This window comes from Frateuria terrea (assembly GCF_900115705.1).
Classification (GTDB): domain Bacteria; phylum Pseudomonadota; class Gammaproteobacteria; order Xanthomonadales; family Rhodanobacteraceae; genus Frateuria_A; species Frateuria_A terrea.
Genome location: NZ_FOXL01000005.1, coordinates 370,727 through 389,517 on the forward strand (window position 1 = coordinate 370,727; position 18,791 = coordinate 389,517).

Genomic DNA, 18,791 nt, shown 5'->3' on the forward strand with positions numbered 1-18,791 from the left:
GGGCGCCGAACGAGTGATTAAGGCGGTCTTGGCTAGGCTGCTCTGCCACTCAGGGGTTTCACCCGGACATCCTGCGCAGAGCGCCAGCGCGCCGCCCGGGTCGTCTGGCGCCGGATGCGCACCGTTGGCCTGGCACCACGCCAGGCGCCGCTTCAACCACCACGTGCGCTTTCGGCAGCAAAGGCCGCCTGAACTGCCCGCCCCCAGAAGAGAGAGCACCGTGCCCCTGCTGCCGGAACCGATGTCGCCCGAGGAAAGTTTTCTTGCCGGCGGAGGAAAGATCGGCGCTGCCATGCGCGTCCACGACTGGTCCGCTTCGCCGCTCGGCCACCCGTCCGCGTGGCCGCAATCGCTGCGCTCGGTGGTGAGCTTGCTGCTCAATTCGAAGTTCCCGATGTTCGTCGCCTGGGGACCGGAACTGGGTTTCCTCTACAACGATTCCTATGCCGAGATCCTCGGTGCCAAGCATCCGGGGGCACTGGGCAGCCGCTTCAGCGACATCTGGCGGGAAATCTGGCCCGACATCGCGCCGCTGATCGACGCGGCCATGTCCGGCGAGGCGGTGTACCGCGAAAACCTGCCGCTGCTGATGAACCGCAAGGGCTACGACGAGCAGACCTGGTTCACCTTCTCCTATTCCCCGGTGTGGGACGAGAGCGGCCATATCGGGGGCATGTTCTGCGCCGTGGCCGAGACCACCGACCAGGTATTGGCCGTACGCCGCCAGCGCTTCCGCATCGAACTGGAAGATGCGCTGCGCGGCATCGACGAGCCGCGCGTCCTGGCCGAGCGGGCGGTCACCGCACTGGGCCGGCACCTGGGTGCCCAGCGTGTCGGCTACGCCAAGGTGCAACCCGATGGGGAGACCATCGCCTTCGACGCCTGCTTCGCCGATGGCGTGCAGCCACTCAATGGCAGCTTCGCGCTGGCGCCGTTCGGCGCGGAACGGTTGGCCCGCCAACGCGCCGGCCAGACCGAGGTCTGCGCCGACGTGGAAGCCACCACCGAGGCCGATCCGGCAGCCTGGCGCGCGATCGAAGCGCGCGCGTTCGTCTCCGTTCCGCTGGTCCGCGACAACCACTTCATCGCCACCTTCTACGTCAATTTCCGCGAATCCCATCGATGGACCACGCAGGAGGTGGCATTGATCGAGGACGTGGCCACGCGCACCTGGGCCGCCATCGAGCAGGCAACGGCCGAGATCGCGCTGCGCCAGAGCGAGGCGCGGTTCCGCGCGCTGCTCACCACGGGCGCCTACTCGGTGTTCCGGATGAGCCCGGACTGGCGCGAGCTGCGCGAGCTTGACGGCCAGGGTTTCCTGGCCGATACCACCGAGCCGAGCGCGGGCTGGCTGGCAACCTACGTCCATCCCGACGACCAGCCGCAGGTATCCGCAGCCATCCGCGAGGCGCTGGCGACCAGGAGCATGTTCGAGTCCGAGCACCGGGTCCGCCAGGCCGACGGCAGCCTGGGCTGGACCCATGCTCGCGCGGTGCCGATGCTCGACAGCGCCGGTCGGGTCACCGAGTGGTTTGGGGCGGCAAGCGATGCCACCGCGCGCAAGCGAGGCGAGGAGGCGCTGCGCCAGCTCACCGCCGAGCTCGAACAGCGCGTCGCCATCGCGGTGGAGGAGCGCCAGGCGGCGCTGGCCCAGATCCACGAAATGCAGAAGATGGAAACCATCGGGCAGCTCACCGGGGGCGTCGCGCACGACTTCAACAACCTCCTGACACCGATCCTGGGCGCGCTCGATACCCTCGGCCGCAAGCTCGACGGCGACGAGCGCGCCCGCCGGATGACCGCCGGCGGCCTGCAGGCGGCCGAGCGCGCACGGACGCTGATCCAGCGGCTGCTCGCCTTCTCCCGGCGCCAGCATCTGGCCCCGCGACCGGTCGACGTGCCCCGGCTCCTGTCCGGGTTTGCCGACATGGCGTCGCGTTCGATCGGGCCGGGCATCCAGCTTTCAGTGAGCTGCGCGGCACAACTGCCGCCGGCACTGGTCGATCCCAACCAGCTGGAGCTGGCGTTGCTCAACCTCGTGGTCAACGCCCGCGACGCGATGCCCGACGGTGGCGAGCTGGCGATCCGCGTGACTGAGGAGGAGGTCCCGCGCAAGGTCGGGCTGGGCGAGGGACGATTCCTCCGTTTCGCGGTCACCGACACCGGCGTGGGCATGGATGCGATGACGGTCAAGCGCGCGATCGATCCGTTTTTCACGACCAAGGGCGTGGGCCGCGGCACCGGGCTCGGGCTGTCCTCGGTGCACGGCCTGGCGGCCCAGTCCGGCGGCGATTTCGCGCTCGACAGCCAGCCCGGCCGCGGTACCACGGCGACGCTGTGGCTGCCGGTATCGGGCGACGTGCTGTCCGATCCCGACCACGCCGCCAACGACGCCGTGATCCCCCGTGCCGCCGGGGAGACCGTGTTGCTGGTCGACGACGAAGACCTGGTCCGTGGCGGCACGGCCGACATGCTGGCCGACGCGGGATACACGGTAGTGTCGGTCGGCTCCGGCTTCGAGGCGCTGCAGAAAATCCACACCGGCCTGGTCTTCGATGCGCTGGTCACCGACTACGCCATGCCCGGCATGACCGGCGCCGAACTGGCGCGCGAGATACGCCGCCTGCGGCCGGACACCCCGACCCTGATGATCACCGGCTTCGCCACCCTCACCGACCGCGAGGCCGGCGGCCTGCCCCGCCTGGCCAAACCTTTCCGCCAGGCCGAACTGGTCGGCACGCTGGCCGACCTGCTGGAGACGGACAAGGGGAGTGCGCAGCTGGCGTAGCGGGTACCGTGCCTTTCATTCGCTGGTGTCGAGGCAGGGCCACCGAAGTTGCCGCGTGGCCTCCTGCGAGCCGCCGGGACGGCACTCGGATAGCCGCTCCGAAAGCATCCAGCCGAAAGCCCGCTTCGAAAGTTGGCCGAAAAGTGCCGCGCTTAGTCTCGCGGCATGCCTACACGCCCGGCCCTTACCTGGACTGCATACGCACCCGCGGTTGCGCTGGTCTTGCTGCTGGTCATGCGCGTGCTCTGGCTCGATGCCTTTCCGCTGAACTCGGACGAGCCCCAGCACGCCCATGTCGCCTGGAGCATCGCCCAGGGACAAGTCCCCTATCGCGACGTGTTCGACAACCACGGCCCATTGTTTGCGCTGCTCTATGCGCCGCTCATGCGCGCCCTGGGCGAGCGCGCGGACATCCTCTGGTGGCTGCGCCTGGCGGTGATCCCCTGGTATGTGCTGGCCGTCTTCGCCACCTGGCGCATGGCCCGGGCCCTGTACCGGCCAGCCGTGGCGGATGCGGCGGTGCTGCTTGCCGCATTGAGCCAGGAGTTTTTCGTCAAGACCGGCCAGTTCCGCACGGACGACGCCTGGGCGGCGCTATGGCTCGGCGCGCTCGCCCTGGCGTCGACCTCCCGCCGGTCCGCCGCGCGCTGGCTGCTCGCGGGACTGTGCGTGGGCGCGGCCTTGTCCATTTCGCAGAAGACCTTGCCGCTGCTTGCCACCTCACTGGTCGCCGCAGGCTGCGTCTGGCTGACCGCGGCACGCAAGCTGACCCGGCCGGTCGCCCGATGTGCGCTGGCCTTCGTGGCCGGGGGCCTGGCGGTCCCCGCTGCCCTCACCTTGTGGCTGGCCTCCCTGCACGATCTCGCATGGGCCTGGCGCGACCTCATCGCCTATGGCCTGGCGCCCACCGGCGGGCCCAGCCATGCCTGGCGGCAAGTGGTCTATTCCGTGTTGCTGCTGCTGATCGCGGCCGTGGCCACGCACCGCATGCGCCGGTTGGAGGGAACCCAGGCCCGGTGGCGTGCGTTCCTCGCCGTGCAGGGTTTGCTGTACGCACTGCTGATCTGGGTGGCCTGGCCACTGTCCACGCCGCAGGACTTCCTGCCGGTCATCCCCACGCTCATGCTGGTGGTGGCCGCGGCGATCGCATCGCGGCTCGCCGGCGACCCTTTCGGCAAGCGCACCAGCATCGCGGTCGTGAGCGTGCTCGTGCTCCTGGAAGTGGTCGCCCTGGTGCAGCGCGCGCCACCCTGGACAGATGCGCTGGCCGGCGAGCGCGCCGAACTGGCGGTGGTGTTGGCCAACACCGACCCTGGCGACACGGTGATGGACGCCAAGAGCGGAGCGATCTTCCGGCCGCGGCCCTACTACCCCGTCATCGAAAGCCTGGCGCTGCGGCGCCTGCGCGTCGGGCTGATGGGCGACACGATCGCCGGCGCACTCGTCGCCCACCGTACGATGGTCGTCATCCCCGACCGCGTGCCTGCAGACGATCTGGCCTTCGTCCGGCGCAACTACCTGCCAGGCCCTGCGGACGTCTATATGGCCGGGCAGGTGTTGCCCGCGAGGGCGCAGCGGTTTGACATCGCAGTGCCGGGCCCATACATCCTGAGCGACGGCACCCGCCCGGTTGCGGCAGGTATCGACGGCCACCCGCCGGCGAGCCGGTGGAACCTCTCTGCCGGTTCCCACATCCTCACCCACGGGGCCAGCGGACCGCTGGTGCTGTGCTGGAGCAAGGCGTGGCAGCGAGGCTGGCGGCCCAACGTCGGCTGAGCGTGGCGGCGCTACCGATCCGGCAAACCGCCCGGACAAGCAGGCCTCGATCAGCCACATCATCGACCACGCTGAACCCGGACGCGCGGAAAATCCGACGTGCAGTTACGCTCGGCGATGGCACAGGTGAGCATGTTTCCGCCCGTGCTGCGCATACGTGCGGCCATACAAGCGAGGAGATTCCATGATGCGCACCGACCGTCGATCCGCCTCCCCGTTCCGGATGCGCCGCATCCTCGGCGCGCTGCTCGCCCTTGCCGGTCCGATGACGGTGGCCGCCGCGCGCGGTGCCGACCTGCCGCCGCGGGTCTCGGTGGATCAAGGCACGCTCGAGGGCAGGCGGGTGCGCCTTAACGACTCGATGCTGCTGGAGTTCCAGGGCATCCCATACGCGGCGCCGCCACTGGGCGAACTGCGCTGGAAGCCCCCGCAACCGGTGGCCTCGTGGCAAGGCGTGCGCAAGGCGACCCGTTTCGCGGCGCGCTGCATGCAGCTGCCGCTGTTCGGCGACATGGTGTTCCGCTCCAACGGCATGAGCGAGGACTGCCTGTATCTCAATGTGTGGACACCCGCCCGCGACGCGCAGGCAGCCCTGCCCGTGCTCGTCTACTTCTACGGCGGCGGCTTCGCCGGCGGCGATGGCTCGGAGAACCGCTACGACGGCGCCAGCCTGGCCAGCCGCGGCATCGTCACGGTGACGATCAACTACCGCCTGGGCGTGTTCGGCTTCCTGGCCCTGCCCGAGCTGGCCGCAGAATCCCCCGCGCACGCGAGCGGCAACTACGGCCTGCTCGACCAGAACGCCGCGTTGCGCTGGGTCAAGGCCAACATCGCCCGCTTCGGCGGCGACCCGAAGCGGATCACCATTGGCGGCGAATCGGCCGGTTCCATCTCGGTCAACGCGCACATGGCCTCGCCAATGTCGCGCGGGCTGATCGCCGGCGCGATCGGCGAGAGCGGCGCATTGATTGCGCCGATCGCCCCGCAGCCCCAGGCCGAGGCGCAAAAGCAGGGCACCGCGTTCATGCGCAAGGCCGGCGCCACCACGCTCGCCGCGCTTCGCGCCATGCCGGCCGCCGCCCTGCTCGCGGCAAGCGCCGCGCCGGCACAGGAGATGGACCCGGACATCGACGGCCTGTTCCTCACCGAGCCACCCGCCGCCACCTTCGCGCGTGGCGACCAGGCCGGCGTACCGCTGCTGCTGGGCAGCAACACCCAGGAAGGCTTCTACCCGAACCTGCTCGGCAAGCTGCCGCCGACGCCGGCGAACTACCGCGCGGCCATCACGCGGATCTTCGGCGACCAGGCCGATCGTGCGCTGGCGCTGTACCCCGGCCGCGATCAAGCGCAGGTCGAGCGTTCCGCCACCGACCTGGCAGGCGACCTGTTCATCGCGCACAGCACCTGGCGCTGGATGGACCTGCAGCGGCGCACCGCCGACGCCCCGGTGTACTTCTACCTGTTCGCCCGCCCGCGCCCGGCCAAGCGCCATCCGTCACCCGGCGAGCGGCCCGATCCGGGCGCCGTGCACAGCGGCGAGATCGAATACGCGCTGGGCAACCTGGACAGCAACCCGGTGTATGCCTGGACGCCGGCCGATCACAAGGTTTCTCGCGTCTTCGAGGGCTACGTCGAACACTTCATCAAGACCGGCAACCCGAACGGCCACGGCCTGCCCGCATGGCCGGCCGTGAGCAAGGCCGGCGGTCCCGTAGCGCGGCAGCGGATCGACGTCGACACCCGCACCGTCCATGACACCGGCGCGGCCCGCCAGGCGTTCCTGCAGTCGTTCCTCGCCACGCATCCGGCGATCGAGTTGCCCTGACGGAGCCGGACACGACGCACGCGCCGAAGGGCGGGAAATCCCGCCGCCCCGTTGCGCTTTTGATTCCGGGAAACCTCGAATAGCCCGCACAAGACAGCGAGCCCGTTTCCGGGGTTTTCCCTTGATCACGCCGTCGATTTACTCCGGCGTCCGCTCCAAGGCGGCGATATCCCACTGCCCGCGCTCGGCGGCCGCGCGCCAGGTGCTTTGCAGGAACGCGCACAACGCGCTTTCCGGGGAGGCGGCCGCCCGCATCGCGGCATACGGCAGGATGAATTCGCTCAGTTGAGGATGGAAGTAGGCCTCAGCCGGTTTTACCGGCGCGTTGGCCAGCCCGTCCGGCTGCGGTACGGCGTAGGCGTAGAAAGCCGGTTCCAGCACCGGCGCGCTGCCGGGCCAGAAACCGTGGCTGATCACCTCGTGGGAATACGCCTCCCGTTGGAAAGCCGGCCCTTCACGCGCAGGTGCGCGACGACCGGAAAAGCGCGTCACCGCCAGGTCGAAGCTGCCCCAGAAGAAGTTTACCGGGCTGCTCTTGCCGACATAGTCGCAGCGCCATGCCGAGAACACGCGATCGACCTGCACCAGGATCCGCCAAAAGCGCTGCGCCCAGGCGGCCTCGTAGCTGCAGTGGCGGGTGTCTTCATCCAGCCGCACCGGCGTGGGAACCTCCACCGCGACGGGCCAGATGCGCACCACCAGGCCCATGTCGCGCAACACGTCCATCAACGCCCGATAGAAATCGGAAACGCTGCGGGGCTTGAGCGCGACCTGGCCGAACTGGCCGTCGCTGCAGGTGATCGCCAGCACGTGGTCGATGAAATCGAACGCGAGTACGAACGACCTCGACCCCTGCGGCAGCATCCCGGTCGCCAGACCGCGCGCGGTCACGTGCAGGGCGACGCCCCAGCAATGGTTGAGCGGCGGCGCGAGCGCCAGCGCGATCTTGCCCACCACTTGCGACCACAGGTGCAAGGTCTGGCAGGTCTCGCACCAGTCGTCGTAAGGCAGGGCGGGCCACGTTTCGTCGTTGGACATGCAACGCCTCCGCCGGGTGCGTAATGCACTGATCATCGCGAGGATCGGTCACCGCATGGAGCGTACGTCCGCGGGGTGTGCAAGACGCGTAAGCGGCGGAAGCGAGGCGCCGACAGGGCGCCTCGCGATACCGATATCACTCAATGCAACCAGCCAAGGCTGTCCGGTGAGCCGTCCGGATGCGTGTACCAGCGCACGTGGTTCTGGCCGTCCGCACAACAAGCGCCGCTGGTTTCGGTGGCAATGGCGCCGTTGAGGGTGGTGACGGCCGATTGGTAGCAACTGCCCCGGTTATCGCGGAAAACGTATTGCGCTTGCCCCTTCCAGTTGCTGCTCTCACCCGAGCCGTAGGTGCGGCTGAATACGAAGCCGTCGCGCACCCGGCTGGTATAGCGGCCGAAGCCGCCTTTCAGGTAGGTCGCGTCGAGATTGCGATGTTGTTCCACGCGGACGCTCGTTTCCGTCGGGCCCAATTCGAACCCATCACCGTCGTCGACATCGCCAGAGGCATTCCACCGCAATTGGAGCGGATAAGAAGCGGTAAGTATGTCGTCATCCAGCACAACGTTGCCCCGGGTGCGGTGGCTGTGTTGTTGCGTGTGGCTGGTCAGCCAAAGGTTCTGCCGGTAATACCTGAAATTGGGAAACTGCAGGCCATCGAGATAGAACACCTGGTAATTCTTGAATTGGCTGGCCTGGTGGACTGTCGTTTCCAGGCGGCCCTGCGAGGTATTCACGAAGCCGGTGATCGTGAAGTCCCGATCCAGGCTGGTGGAAATATGTCCCAATGCCGTGTCGCCCACTTGATGGATAGTGTCGATCACGGCGGGCGAGCTTGCCGCACCCGTCAGGGTGTTGAGCGTTACCGCTCCACTGACGCGCACGGACTGCTTGTCCTGATAAACCAGCAGATTGGCGTCTGCCGGGCGGCTGAGCGAGACCGTGTGCGGTCCGGCCTCATTGAGGATGGCGGCGAACGGCGTCAAGTCGACGCGGTAGGGTACGTAATTGACCCTCTGTGATGGTTGTTCCGGAGCGTCGAGATTCGGTGCGGCCGTACTGGGGGCCCGGGGCATCAGCGGGAAGACGGGCGCGACCCCGGCTGGCGTGCCGTCGATGCGCACCTCGATTTCCGCGAAACTACCTCCGCCGCAACCTTGGTCTGGGGCATTGATGGCGAATTCTGCCTGCGCCCCCATCGCTGCCGCGCTATAGAAGGCAGAGCCGTAGAAGGCATAGCCTTCCTTGTCGGTGACGCAGGTGTACCACCAAGGCTCCTGGTTATACACGTCCAGATAGGCGCGAACGATGTTGTGCGGCAACGAAATCGTGTTGTTCCCCGGAACGACCCCGAACAAGGCATCAGGTGTTTTCTGCGCCGGGGCGGATGAGGATGCGCGATAGAAGAGCAGTTGCGCGCTCACCGCGGCTTGATCGGTCGCCATGTTTTCCCAGATCGTTTGCTCCGGAATCAAAGCAACCTGGCCGGCGTGTGCCTGAGTCAAAAGCGAGGAGAGGTCGGTGACGTCGCGCTCGACGTGCCACGTGTTCGAGCGATTGGCATAGGAGGGCATCGAGCCCCGGAACATTTCAATGCCGGCCAGGCGGATATAGGCCAGGGTCGGATCATCGCCACTGTCTTGAAGATCAACCTTCAGCACGACCTTGGCCCACGGTCCCCGGCAGCCTGCAGGCGGGGAGTAGGTATAGGCCGTCGGCGTCGGATCGGAGCCGGGGGTTTGCTCGTACAAGGTCACGTTCTGCAACAGGTTCACCACGCACGGCTCGCCGGCCGGAACCGGTACACCAGGGGCGACAGTGGTTACCCCTGCGGAGTCGGCTTGCAAGGGGCTGTTGGGTGTCGACGTCGGCTGGGCCGCAAGTGCGACGGCAAACGGACCGACCAAGGCGGCGCCGACGGCGCGCCTTGCGAGGAACAAAAGTTTCATAATGAATCCTCCCTGAACCCCCTGCTTTACGAATGCTAGGCTCGCATTTGTCAGCTCCGGGTATAACAAGGCTGAGGTCGCTTTTTGGTTCGACGCTACTTCAGCCCGTCGCCTTTATCGACATGATCGGACCTATATTCACGACGTCCCGCCAGCGAGGGTCCACCGGAACGGAGGCGACCGCACTGGTCTGCGGAAAGCCCACGCAGGTCATCGACTGCAGAACCCGAACAAGCAGGATGACCATCCACAGGTCACCGTGGGGCCGTGAACGTCCCCCACGACTAAGACAAGTACGATCGCCCCGAACACCGCGAGGTCGCAGTTGGCGTGCGCTTGTACCTGCCGGTCCCTCGACCAGATGCACCGCCTCGCGCGCTGCTGACCGCCTACCATGTCGCTGCTGGCCGTGGTCTTCCGAGCAGCAGCGACCTGTTCGACGGTGACGCCGAACGCGATTGCGTGTCACGGGACACTCCTCCCTCGTTGCACGGGCGCTTGAACCGGGCCCTTGGCTCCCCGGGGCGACCCAGCGCGATCGACCGCTGCCCGGCCGGGCCTGTTCCCCCCGGCTCGGTTGAATGACAATGCGCGGCTTGTTGCCACGCTCACCGTTGCCACCCACAGGGGACGTACCCATGCCAGTCGCACGCCCGCCACGCTCCGCCGTGCTCGCCGTTTCCATCCTCGCCGCGCTGGCACTGCCGCCATCGGCCGCGCTGGCGCAGGACGCCGCCGCACCGGCCAAGCCGCACGCGCCCAAGGCTACCGAGCTGCAGACGGTGAACGTCACCGCCTCGAAGCGGGTGGAGAACATGCAGAAGGTGCCGATGGCGATGACCGTGCTGACGCCGGAGAAGCTGGACGCGTTCGGCCAGTCCGGTGACGGCGTGCTGCAGCTGGCCTCGCGCGCGCCCAGCGTGTACGCGGAGACCTCCTACGGACGCGAGTTCCCGCGCTTCTACATCCGCGGCCTGGGCAACAGCGACTTCGACCTCAACGCCTCGCAGCCGGTGTCGATGGTGTACGACGACATCGTGCAGGAGAACCCGATCCTGAAGGGTTTCCCGCTGTTCGACCTGGAGCAGGTCGAAGTGCTGCGCGGGCCGCAGGGCACGCTGTTCGGCCGCAACTCGCCGGCCGGCGTGATCAAGTTCGATTCGGTCCGGCCCAGCCGCGAGACCAGCGGCTACGCCCGCGTGTCCTACGGCTCGCTCGGCACGGCCAATGCCGAAGCCGCGCTCGGTGGTGCGCTCGGCACGCAATGGTCCGGCCGCGTCTCGGCACTGGCCCAGCACCGCGACAACTGGATCGACAACACCTACACCGGCCAGAAGAACGCGCTGGGCGGCTACAACGAGCGCGCCGTGCGGCTGCAGGCGCTGTATGAAAACGGCGGCTTCAGCGCGCTGATCAACGGCCACGCGCGCTGGCTCGACGGCACCGCGACGGTCAACCGCGCCAATGCGATCGAACTGGGCAGCGACACCTTCGTGCCTGGCTTCCAGCGCGACAAGGTGGCGCAGGACGGCCTGAACAAGCAGCACCTGTTCACCTGGGGCAGCAACCTGCACCTGAACTGGAACCTGGGCGACACCAGCTTCGTGTCGATCACCGGCCTGGAACACGCCACCACCTACAGCCGGGGCGACGTCGACGGCGGCTATGGCGCGGTGTTCCATCCGCCGATGGGACCAGGCTTCATCCCGTTCCCGTCGGAGACCGCCGACGCGATGCCGCGCGACCGCCAGCTCACCCAGGAATTCCGCCTGGCCAGCAACGGCCAGGACCGTCTCAACTGGCAGGTCGGCACCTATTATTTCGACGAAGACATCGCGATCAGCAACTTCGACTACGCGACCTTCAACGACCACGCGCTAGACGGCTACGCCAACCAGACCCAGCGCACCAAGGCCTGGGCGGTGTTCGGCTCGGCCAGCTACCAGCTCGCCGACGACTTCGAGCTGCGTGCCGGCGCGCGGTATTCGCACGACAAGCGCCACTTCCGCGTCGACCGGCTGCAGTCGCCGTTCGGTGCGCCGCCGCTGACCCTCACCGCCGATCCGAACGACTCGCGCTGGAGCGGTGACGTCACCGGCACCTGGACGGTCAACCCCAACCTCAACGTTTATGCCCGCGTGGCCAACGGCTTCCGCGCGCCGAGCGTGCAGGGCCGCGTGCTGTTCTCCGACTTCATCTCGCAGGCCAAGCCGGAGACCATCACCTCCTACGAGCTGGGCATCAAGTCCACCGGCATGGACAACCGCCTGCGCCTGAACGCGGACGTGTACAGCTACGTCATGCACGATCAGCAGCTCACCGCGGTGGGCGGCGACATCAACATCACCCGCCTGATCAACGCCAGGAAGACCGAGGGCTACGGCGCCGAGTTCGACCTCGAAGCGGTGGTGACCCCCGACCTGCTGCTCACCGCCGGCGGCAGCTACAACCACACCGCCCTGAAGGACCCGAACCTGGCGGTTGCGATCTGCGGCTCCGGCTGCACCGTGCTGGACCCGCTCAACGCCGACGGCAATGCGTTGATCGACGGCAACGCGTTGCCCAACGCGCCGAAGTGGATCGGCACGTTCACCGCCCGATACGGCATCCCCTACGGCGACGACGGCGAGTTCTTCGTCTACACCGACTGGAACTACCGCAGCGAGGTGAACTTCTTCCTCTACGATTCGGCCGAATACCGCGGCAAGCCGCTGCTCGAGGGCGGCCTGCGCGCAGGCTACAACTGGGATATGGGCCGGCGCGAAGTGGCGCTCTATGCGCGCAACCTGACCAACAAGCGCGCGCTGATCGGGGCGATCGACTTCAACAACCGCACCGGCTTCGTCAACGATCCGCGCGTGATCGGCGTCGAGTTCCGCGCGGACCTCTGAGCACGCTCCACCCTAGCCTCTTGCGAGGGACTCGCATCAGGCAAACAAAAGGCCGGCGCATTGCGCCGGCCTTTTCCTCTTGTCGCGCCGCGCCAAGGCTGCGTATGACGAGCGCGGCGTTGGAGATGCCCTCCCCCGGCCTCGACACGGTCTGGGCGTGAGCCCTTTGCACGGCTGACCGCGATGTCTCGGCGGTCCGTGATCGTGCGTAGCAGGCGCATATCTGAAGCCTTGACTGGCTCGCCCTCCATCATTATATTACCACGCGGTTATTTAAAGGCAAAGTTATGCAAGCCTCGGAACGCCTCGACCTGACCTTCTCCGCGCTGGCCGACCCCACCCGCCGCGCCATCCTGGCACGGCTGGCGACAGGAGAGGCCACGGTGACGGAGCTCGCCGAGCCGTTCGAGATGAGCCAGCCGGCCATTTCCAAACATCTGAAAGTGCTCGAGCGCGCCGGTCTCATCTCGGTCGACGTCGATGCGCAACGGCGCCCACGCAAGCTGGAGCCGGGGCGATTGGGCGAGGCCGTGGATTGGATCGAACGTTACCGGCAGATCTTCGAACAGAACTACCAGCGCCTCGATGCGTTGCTCGAGGAACTCCAGGCCAGACCGTCCAGGCGCAAGCGAGCGAAAAAATAGCGCGGACACGTCGGCGCGCTGTTTGCTCTCGCTGCCCCGCGGCGGCGCGCCATCACGCAGACACACCAAGGAGAAGACCATGCCCAAGCCCGCAGAAGTGACCTTGCCGAGCGACCGCGAAGTCCGCGTCACGCGCACGTTCCATGCGCCCCGCCAACGGGTGTGGGATGCCCACACCAAGCCCGAACTGGTGAAGCAATGGCAGGGCTACGGAGGCTGGGACATGCCCGTGTGCGACATGGACGTGCGCGTCGGCGGCCACTACAAGTGGCGATGGAGAAACCGCGAGGACGGCAGCGCGTTCGGCTTCTTCGGCACGTTCACCGAAGTCGACAGCCCGTCCAGGATCGTCCATGAACAATACTTCGACCCGGGCGACATGGACTTTGCCATGCCCGTGGGCGATCCCTGCATCGTGTCGCTCGAACTCGATGAGCAGGACGGCGTCACGACGCTCGTCTGCAACCTGGCGTTCGCGTCGAAGGAAGCGCGCGACGGCGCGGTCTCCACCGGCATGACCGACGGCATGGAGCACAGCTACGGCCGCCTCGACGAACTGGTCATGGCGGCAGCGTGAAAGGCTGACCGGGCCGGGTTCACTCCTCGTCGTGCGGCAGGCGAACCTGGCCCGTTTCAGCCGCTTCGCTCATGGGAGGACGGCGCTGGCAGGTCGTTCCGCAACCCGTTGAGAAGCTGGCCGTTACCGCGGCTTGCGCCCGCGGACCGAGATCATCGGTGGCTGCGAGAGATCCAGCACCCCTGCCCGCACGTTCTCCAGGTGCCGCTCGATCTCCTCCCCGGTGACGATGCCGTGGTCGAGCAGGTCACCGCGGATCATGGCGATCGTGGCGATTTCCAGCGGCGCGCACTCCGGTCGCGCAATCGGAAAATACGCCTCGGCGGCGATCTCCGTCATGCCGTGGTCGCGGAACATCCGTGGCAGCTTCCGGCCGAAGGACAGGTCCGCCCCGCGGCCCGACAGGAGCGTCCGCAATCCCTGCCGGACCCGGTTGGCCAGCTCCTGTTCGGGGCCGTAGGGGTCGATGCAGCTCAGGGGCTGCAACGCCGGATCGGCGTCCTCGATCACCAGCCAGCCGCCCGGCTTGAGCGCGGAAACCATGTGGCGGAATGCGCGTTCGCGCTCGGGAACGTGGACCAGCACCAGCCGCGCGTGCACCAGGTCGAATCCTTCGCCGGGCGGGGCATCGAGCGCGACGTCGTGCTGGCGCACTTCCACGTTCGAAGCCCCCGCCTCCCGCGTCCAGGACGCGTCGATATCGGTCGCCAGCACATGGCCCGCGCCTCCGACCCGGGCCGCGATCACCCGCACCAACGCCGATCCCCCGGAACCAACCTCCCAGCAACGCCATCCGGCCGCCATGCCGCACGCGTCCAATTGCCGGAGCGTACCCGGGTCGAACAACGCCGACAGCGCCGCGAAACGCTGCGCGGCCTCGGCCTTGCGGTTTTCCAACAGGTAATCAGTGGCGGACATCGGTTTCTCCTGACAAGCGCTCGCGCCTGCGCAGATACTGACGGAAAGCGCCGGCCAGCGCTGCCCCGCGCCACCGGTGAACCGGAATCGCGCTCCCAACGCACCTTGTTGACCCAGGACCCTTCGTGGGTTAACTGTGGCCGCGTCAAGGGCGAGGGGAAAGCGTGACGCGACTGGCCACCTTCGTAGCGTGCCTCCTGGCGCTCTGCCTGCCGCTCGCCCCTGCTGAGGCGACCAAGACGCTACGGGTCGTCGGCGACAACAATTACCCGCCCTACCTGTTCATCGGCCCGGACGGCAAGCCCCAAGGCTACGTCGTCGACGCGTGGAAGCTCTGGGAGAGCAAGACCGGCGTCAAGGTCGAGCTGACCGCGACCCACTGGGCCGACGCCCAGCGGCGCATGCGCGCCGGCCAGGCCGACGTCATCGACATGATCTTCCGCACGCCCGAGCGCTCGGCCACGCTCGATTTCACGCAGGCCTTCGCCACGGTGGAGACAGGCATCTATGCCGATCGCCACCTGACCGGCATCGCCGACGTCTCCGGCCTGCGTGGCTTCGTGGTCGGCGTGCAGCGCGGGGACGCCTGCGTGGACCGGCTCTACCGGGCGGGCGTGTCGAACCTGCGGCAATACACCAACTACACCGACATCATCGACGCGGCGCGCCGCGGGGACATCCGCATCTTCTGCATGGATCGCTCCCCGGCCGAGTACTACCTCTACCGGCTGCATGCGCAGAACGACTTCGTCAAGGCGTTCGACTTCTACAGCGACCGCTTCCGCCGCGGCGTCCACAAGGGCGACGCCGCGACCCTCGCGCTGGTCGAGCAGGGCATGGCACGGATCACCCCGCAGGAGCGGGCGCAACTGCACGACAAATGGATGGGCCAGCACGTCGACCTGACCGGCTACGCGGACGTATTCAAAGCGGTCGCGTCGGCGCTCGCGCTGGTCGGTGTAGTGCTGCTGGTATGGATCTACACGCTGCGGCGGGCGGTCAGGAAACGTACGCGCGACCTCCGGTTCCTGGCCCACTACGACCCACTCACGAGCCTGCCCAATCGGCACCTGCTGCTGGACCGGATCGCCCACACCCTCGACCAGCCAGGTGCCGCGCTGTCGGTGCTGCTCATCGACCTGGACAACTTCAAGCGCATCAACGACCGCTTCGGCCACCCGGCCGCGGACGCACTCCTCAGGCAGGTGGCCGATCGGCTCAAGGCCCTGGCCGGCCCCGTCGATACCGTGGCCCGCCTCGGCGGCGACGACTTCGTGGTGACCGTGCGCTCGGCCGAGCTCAGCCAGGTCACCGCGCTGGCCGAACAGGCACGCCAGGCGGTCGCGCGCGGCCTGGCCATCGATGGCGAGGAGGTGTTCCTAAGTGCAAGCGCGGGCGTGAGCCTGTACCCGCACGACGGGGAAAACGGGGTCGCCCTGCTCAAGAACGCGGACACCGCGATGTCGCGCGCCAAGCAGAACGGGCGCAACGCGATCAGCTTCTACCGCGCCAGCCAGAGTGCGCAGGCCAGCCACTTCGTGACCATGGGCGCCGCCCTCCGCCACGCACTGCAGCGCGGCGAGTTCGAACTGCACTACCAGCCACAGCATTGCCTGCGCTCGGGCACGATCACGGGCGTCGAAGCCCTGCTGCGCTGGCGCCGCGGTGACGCGCTGGTGCCCCCGGGCGAGTTCATCGCGCTCGCCGAAGAACTGGGGCTCATCGAGCCGCTGGGCGAGTGGGTCATGACCACCGCCTGCCGGCAACTGGCCCTGTGGCGGGCCGCGGGCGCGACGACGCTGCGCATGGCCGTCAACCTTTCCGCCCGGCAACTGGCCAGCCCGGGCATCGTTGCGGTAGTGGAATCGGCACTTGCTCACGCATCCCTGCCCGCCGACCGGCTCGAACTGGAAATCACCGAGAGTGCGCTGGTGGGTACCGAGGCCGAGACGGTCGCGACGCTCAACGCCATCCGCGCCCTGGGCGTGCATATCGCCATCGACGACTTCGGCACCGGCTATTCCTCGCTCGCCTACCTGCGCCGCCTCCCGGTCACCGTGGTCAAGATCGACAAGAGCTTCCTGGAGGGTGTGCCCGACGACCCGGCCGCCGTCGAGGTCATCAGCGCCATCGTCGCCATGAGCCACGCCCTGAATCTCGCGGTGGTGGCCGAGGGCGTGGAAACCGAGCGCCAGGCCGCCCTGCTCGCAACGATCGGCTGCGACCTCGCGCAGGGGTGGTTCTACGGCGCTGCCATGGCGCCTGAGCAGATCACCGCTGCCCTGATGCCGAGCCCACCGGAAAGCGGGCGGCCCGGACCGCGCGATGGAGCGGCGGGGACCTGATCGGCGCATCGCCGCCTGAGTTCGGAAAGGGCCTGGTCCGGGATGTCCGGCCGGGCTCCTCGTTGAAGGACCTGGCGCCCCGTTCCTTGCGTTCCGTTTGCCCGCCTCAGGCCGATGGCGGCCCGGCGTACCTCAGGTAGTCGGTGGGGGTGACGCCGAGCACGCGACGGAACATGTCGATGAAGGCGCTGCTGCTCGCGTAGCCGGCGTCGCGCGCGACGGTCTTGATCGACCGCCCCAGGCTCATCTGGCTGACCGCCCGGGCCAGCCGGACGTGCTGGCGCCAGCGTACGAACGACATGTGCAGCTCGCGCTCGAACAGCCGGGCCAGGGTGCGGCTGCTGGCGCCGGCCCGGGCGGCCAGTTGCTCGAGCGTCTCCCCCTGCACGTTGCCTGCGAGCAGCCGCTGGCAGACCTTCCTCAGGCGCGGATCGGAGGGCACCGGGATGTGCAGCGCCATCTCGTCCGCCGCCTGCAGTTCGTGCAGCAGGAGCGGCGCGAGCATCGCCATGCGCTCGCCCTGCTTGTCCTCATGCGCACTCACGGCGGCCAGGATCAGCTCGCGCAGCAGGGAGGCGACCGACAGCACCCGGCAATGCGGCCCGAACGGCGCGCTGGTCGGCGCATCGAGGTAGAGCATGCGCACCGCCACCTGCCCTTCCATGTGGATCTCGTGCAGCATCCCCACGGGAATCCACAACGCACGCTGCGGCGGCACGATCCAGATGCCTTCGCGCGTGGTCACCTGCATCACGCCCGTCTTGGCATAGATCAGCTGCCCGCGGCGATGGCGGTGCCGGGCGACGTGCCACCCGCGCGGGTACACCTTGGCGAGCGCCGTGATCGGCCACGCGCGGCCGCTCGAAGTCTGTCTGATTCGCGACATAAGTTGGCTCCCTTTCGGAAGACGGACGAGCCTAGGCTAAGTCTCACCCCGCCCCGCGGGCAACGCATCCATTGCTGGAGCTCCCCATGACTCCGTCTGCGATCACCCGCCGCACCTTGCTCAAGGCGGGCGCGGCCCTGGCCGGCACCATGGCGGTCGGCGGGCGCGACCTCTTTGCCAAAGGGTTTCCCGCCGAACGGCCCACGCTGGTCGTGTTCTGGCTGAATGGCGGGCCCGCCGGCCTGTTCAACAGCGCGGATGCCTTCCTCGCCAGCGGCGCGTTCGGCGTCACCCCGGACAACGTGCGTGCGCTCGGCAACGGGCTGCACGTGGATGCCGGCTCGCTGGGCGCCTTGCCGGCAGCAGCCCTGGCCCACATGGCCTCGGTGCATTTTCGGCATGGGCTGTACACGCACAACGACGCACGCGCCGCCGTGCTGCAGGCGGGGGCGCGCAGCCAACTGCTGCGCATGGCCGCGGCGATGCCGGCCGGACCGGTCGCCTGCGCCATCGTCAACAACCTCGGACTGCCGGTCGGTGTCGATGCCAGTCCCGCCAGCGAACACGCGCTCGGCTTCGAACACGTCACGCGGTGGGACCACGCGCGCCGCACCCTCCCGCCGGCACAGTTCCATGCCATCCGCGCGGCTTACGGAGTCGCCGGCAAGGGCGCGGCCATCGAGGACCAGCGCTCGACCTTCGCGGCCGTGGAAACACTGGTCCGCGAGGGCGCCGGCGTCGTCTTCGCACAACCGGCCTACACCGGACGGCACGACCGGCAGTTCGACACCCATCACGACGACACCGGGAAAACGGCGCGCGAGATCATGGCGCCGATCACGCCATCGCTCGCCACCTTCCTGCACCGCACGATGGCGATGCCCGGGCGCAACGTGGTGACGATGCTGGTCGGCGAGTTCAGCCGCACGCTGCCCGGCGCCGACCACGCAAAGGGCGGCACCGCCACGGTCATCGGCAAATACGTCCGGACCGGCGCGGCCGGGCGCCAGCGTCCCGACGGCTCGCCGCCGGAAGGCGCACCGCCGCCGGAAGCGCTGTGGGCCTACGTCGCCGCGGCGCTTCGCCTCGGCACGGCGGCGCCATTCGGGCCCAACCCACATCCGGGCTTGCTGGTGTAGGCCCTCGCGCGCGCC

At 68.0% G+C, this 18,791-nt stretch carries 12 protein-coding genes; 8 read left to right on the plus strand and 4 right to left on the minus strand.

Annotated elements, in window-relative coordinates; genetic code table 11:
• Positions 1 to 220 precede the first annotated feature (220 nt).
• The 3 genes from BMZ38_RS10835 (at position 221) to BMZ38_RS10845 (ending at position 6,389) form a co-directional block, all read left to right on the plus strand.
• Complete coding sequence (locus tag BMZ38_RS10835; RefSeq protein WP_139202449.1) at positions 221 to 2,788, plus strand: GAF domain-containing hybrid sensor histidine kinase/response regulator; 2,568 nt, start codon at positions 221 to 223, stop codon at positions 2,786 to 2,788.
• Between the two features lie 165 nt (positions 2,789 to 2,953).
• Positions 2,954 to 4,564: a hypothetical protein gene (locus tag BMZ38_RS10840; protein ID WP_139202448.1), complete on the plus strand. Its 1,611-nt coding sequence runs from the start codon at positions 2,954 to 2,956 to the stop codon at positions 4,562 to 4,564.
• 184 nt (positions 4,565 to 4,748) lie between these two features.
• A complete protein-coding gene (locus BMZ38_RS10845; protein WP_245747299.1) occupies positions 4,749 to 6,389 on the plus strand; it encodes a carboxylesterase/lipase family protein in 1,641 nt (546 codons plus the stop codon).
• A 138-nt stretch (positions 6,390 to 6,527) separates the two neighbouring features.
• On the opposite strand, the gene BMZ38_RS10850 is transcribed toward BMZ38_RS10845, so the two are convergent.
• The gene (locus tag BMZ38_RS10850; RefSeq protein ID WP_091337265.1) at positions 6,528 to 7,427 is read right to left on the minus strand and encodes a DUF5996 family protein; all 900 of its coding nucleotides are present in this window, start codon (positions 7,425 to 7,427) and stop codon (positions 6,528 to 6,530) included.
• Positions 7,428 to 7,567: 140 nt separating this feature from the next.
• Entirely contained in the window at positions 7,568 to 9,376 is a 1,809-nt protein-coding gene (locus BMZ38_RS10855; RefSeq protein ID WP_091337268.1) for a peptide-N4-asparagine amidase, read from the minus strand.
• A gap of 638 nt (positions 9,377 to 10,014) precedes the next feature.
• Here BMZ38_RS10855 and BMZ38_RS10860 point away from each other — a divergent pair.
• From BMZ38_RS10860 to BMZ38_RS10870, 3 genes are all read left to right on the plus strand, one after another.
• Positions 10,015 to 12,267: a TonB-dependent receptor gene (locus BMZ38_RS10860; protein WP_091337270.1), complete on the plus strand. Its 2,253-nt coding sequence runs from the start codon at positions 10,015 to 10,017 to the stop codon at positions 12,265 to 12,267.
• Between the two features lie 287 nt (positions 12,268 to 12,554).
• On the plus strand, positions 12,555 to 12,911 hold the full coding sequence (locus BMZ38_RS10865; RefSeq protein WP_091337272.1) for an ArsR/SmtB family transcription factor: 357 nt from the start codon (positions 12,555 to 12,557) through the stop codon (positions 12,909 to 12,911).
• Between the two features lie 79 nt (positions 12,912 to 12,990).
• Complete coding sequence (locus BMZ38_RS10870; protein WP_091337274.1) at positions 12,991 to 13,488, plus strand: SRPBCC family protein; 498 nt, start codon at positions 12,991 to 12,993, stop codon at positions 13,486 to 13,488.
• 123 nt (positions 13,489 to 13,611) lie between these two features.
• Here the strand turns inward: BMZ38_RS10870 and BMZ38_RS10875 are convergent, their stop codons facing one another.
• The gene (locus BMZ38_RS10875; RefSeq protein ID WP_217638754.1) at positions 13,612 to 14,385 is read right to left on the minus strand and encodes a methyltransferase domain-containing protein; all 774 of its coding nucleotides are present in this window, start codon (positions 14,383 to 14,385) and stop codon (positions 13,612 to 13,614) included.
• Positions 14,386 to 14,570: 185 nt separating this feature from the next.
• Here BMZ38_RS10875 and BMZ38_RS10880 point away from each other — a divergent pair, with 185 nt between their 5' ends.
• On the plus strand, positions 14,571 to 16,751 hold the full coding sequence (locus BMZ38_RS10880; RefSeq protein WP_091337279.1) for an EAL domain-containing protein: 2,181 nt from the start codon (positions 14,571 to 14,573) through the stop codon (positions 16,749 to 16,751).
• Between the two features lie 106 nt (positions 16,752 to 16,857).
• Here BMZ38_RS10880 and BMZ38_RS10885 read toward each other — a convergent pair whose 3' ends face one another.
• Positions 16,858 to 17,637 (minus strand): AraC family transcriptional regulator, encoded by a 780-nt coding sequence (locus BMZ38_RS10885; RefSeq protein ID WP_091337281.1) that lies wholly within the window; start codon positions 17,635 to 17,637, stop codon positions 16,858 to 16,860.
• Positions 17,638 to 17,723: 86 nt separating this feature from the next.
• Here BMZ38_RS10885 and BMZ38_RS10890 point away from each other — a divergent pair, with 86 nt between their 5' ends.
• Complete coding sequence (locus BMZ38_RS10890; protein ID WP_091337283.1) at positions 17,724 to 18,776, plus strand: DUF1501 domain-containing protein; 1,053 nt, start codon at positions 17,724 to 17,726, stop codon at positions 18,774 to 18,776.
• Positions 18,777 to 18,791 lie beyond the last annotated feature (15 nt).

What these genes read in the sequence shown, in the direction of transcription:
- BMZ38_RS10845 (WP_245747299.1), top strand. Translation starts at nt 4,749, where the DNA reads ATGATGCGCACCGACCGTCGATCCGCCTCCCCGTTCCGGATGCGCCGC.
- BMZ38_RS10890 (WP_091337283.1), top strand. Translation starts at nt 17,724, where the DNA reads ATGACTCCGTCTGCGATCACCCGCCGCACCTTGCTCAAGGCGGGCGCG.
- BMZ38_RS10850 (WP_091337265.1), bottom strand. Translation starts at nt 7,427, where the DNA reads ATGTCCAACGACGAAACGTGGCCCGCCCTGCCTTACGACGACTGGTGC.
- BMZ38_RS10885 (WP_091337281.1), bottom strand. Translation starts at nt 17,637, where the DNA reads ATGTCGCGAATCAGACAGACTTCGAGCGGCCGCGCGTGGCCGATCACG.
- BMZ38_RS10840 (WP_139202448.1), top strand. Translation starts at nt 2,954, where the DNA reads ATGCCTACACGCCCGGCCCTTACCTGGACTGCATACGCACCCGCGGTT.
- BMZ38_RS10870 (WP_091337274.1), top strand. Translation starts at nt 12,991, where the DNA reads ATGCCCAAGCCCGCAGAAGTGACCTTGCCGAGCGACCGCGAAGTCCGC.
- BMZ38_RS10860 (WP_091337270.1), top strand. Translation starts at nt 10,015, where the DNA reads ATGCCAGTCGCACGCCCGCCACGCTCCGCCGTGCTCGCCGTTTCCATC.
- BMZ38_RS10855 (WP_091337268.1), bottom strand. Translation starts at nt 9,376, where the DNA reads ATGAAACTTTTGTTCCTCGCAAGGCGCGCCGTCGGCGCCGCCTTGGTC.
- BMZ38_RS10865 (WP_091337272.1), top strand. Translation starts at nt 12,555, where the DNA reads ATGCAAGCCTCGGAACGCCTCGACCTGACCTTCTCCGCGCTGGCCGAC.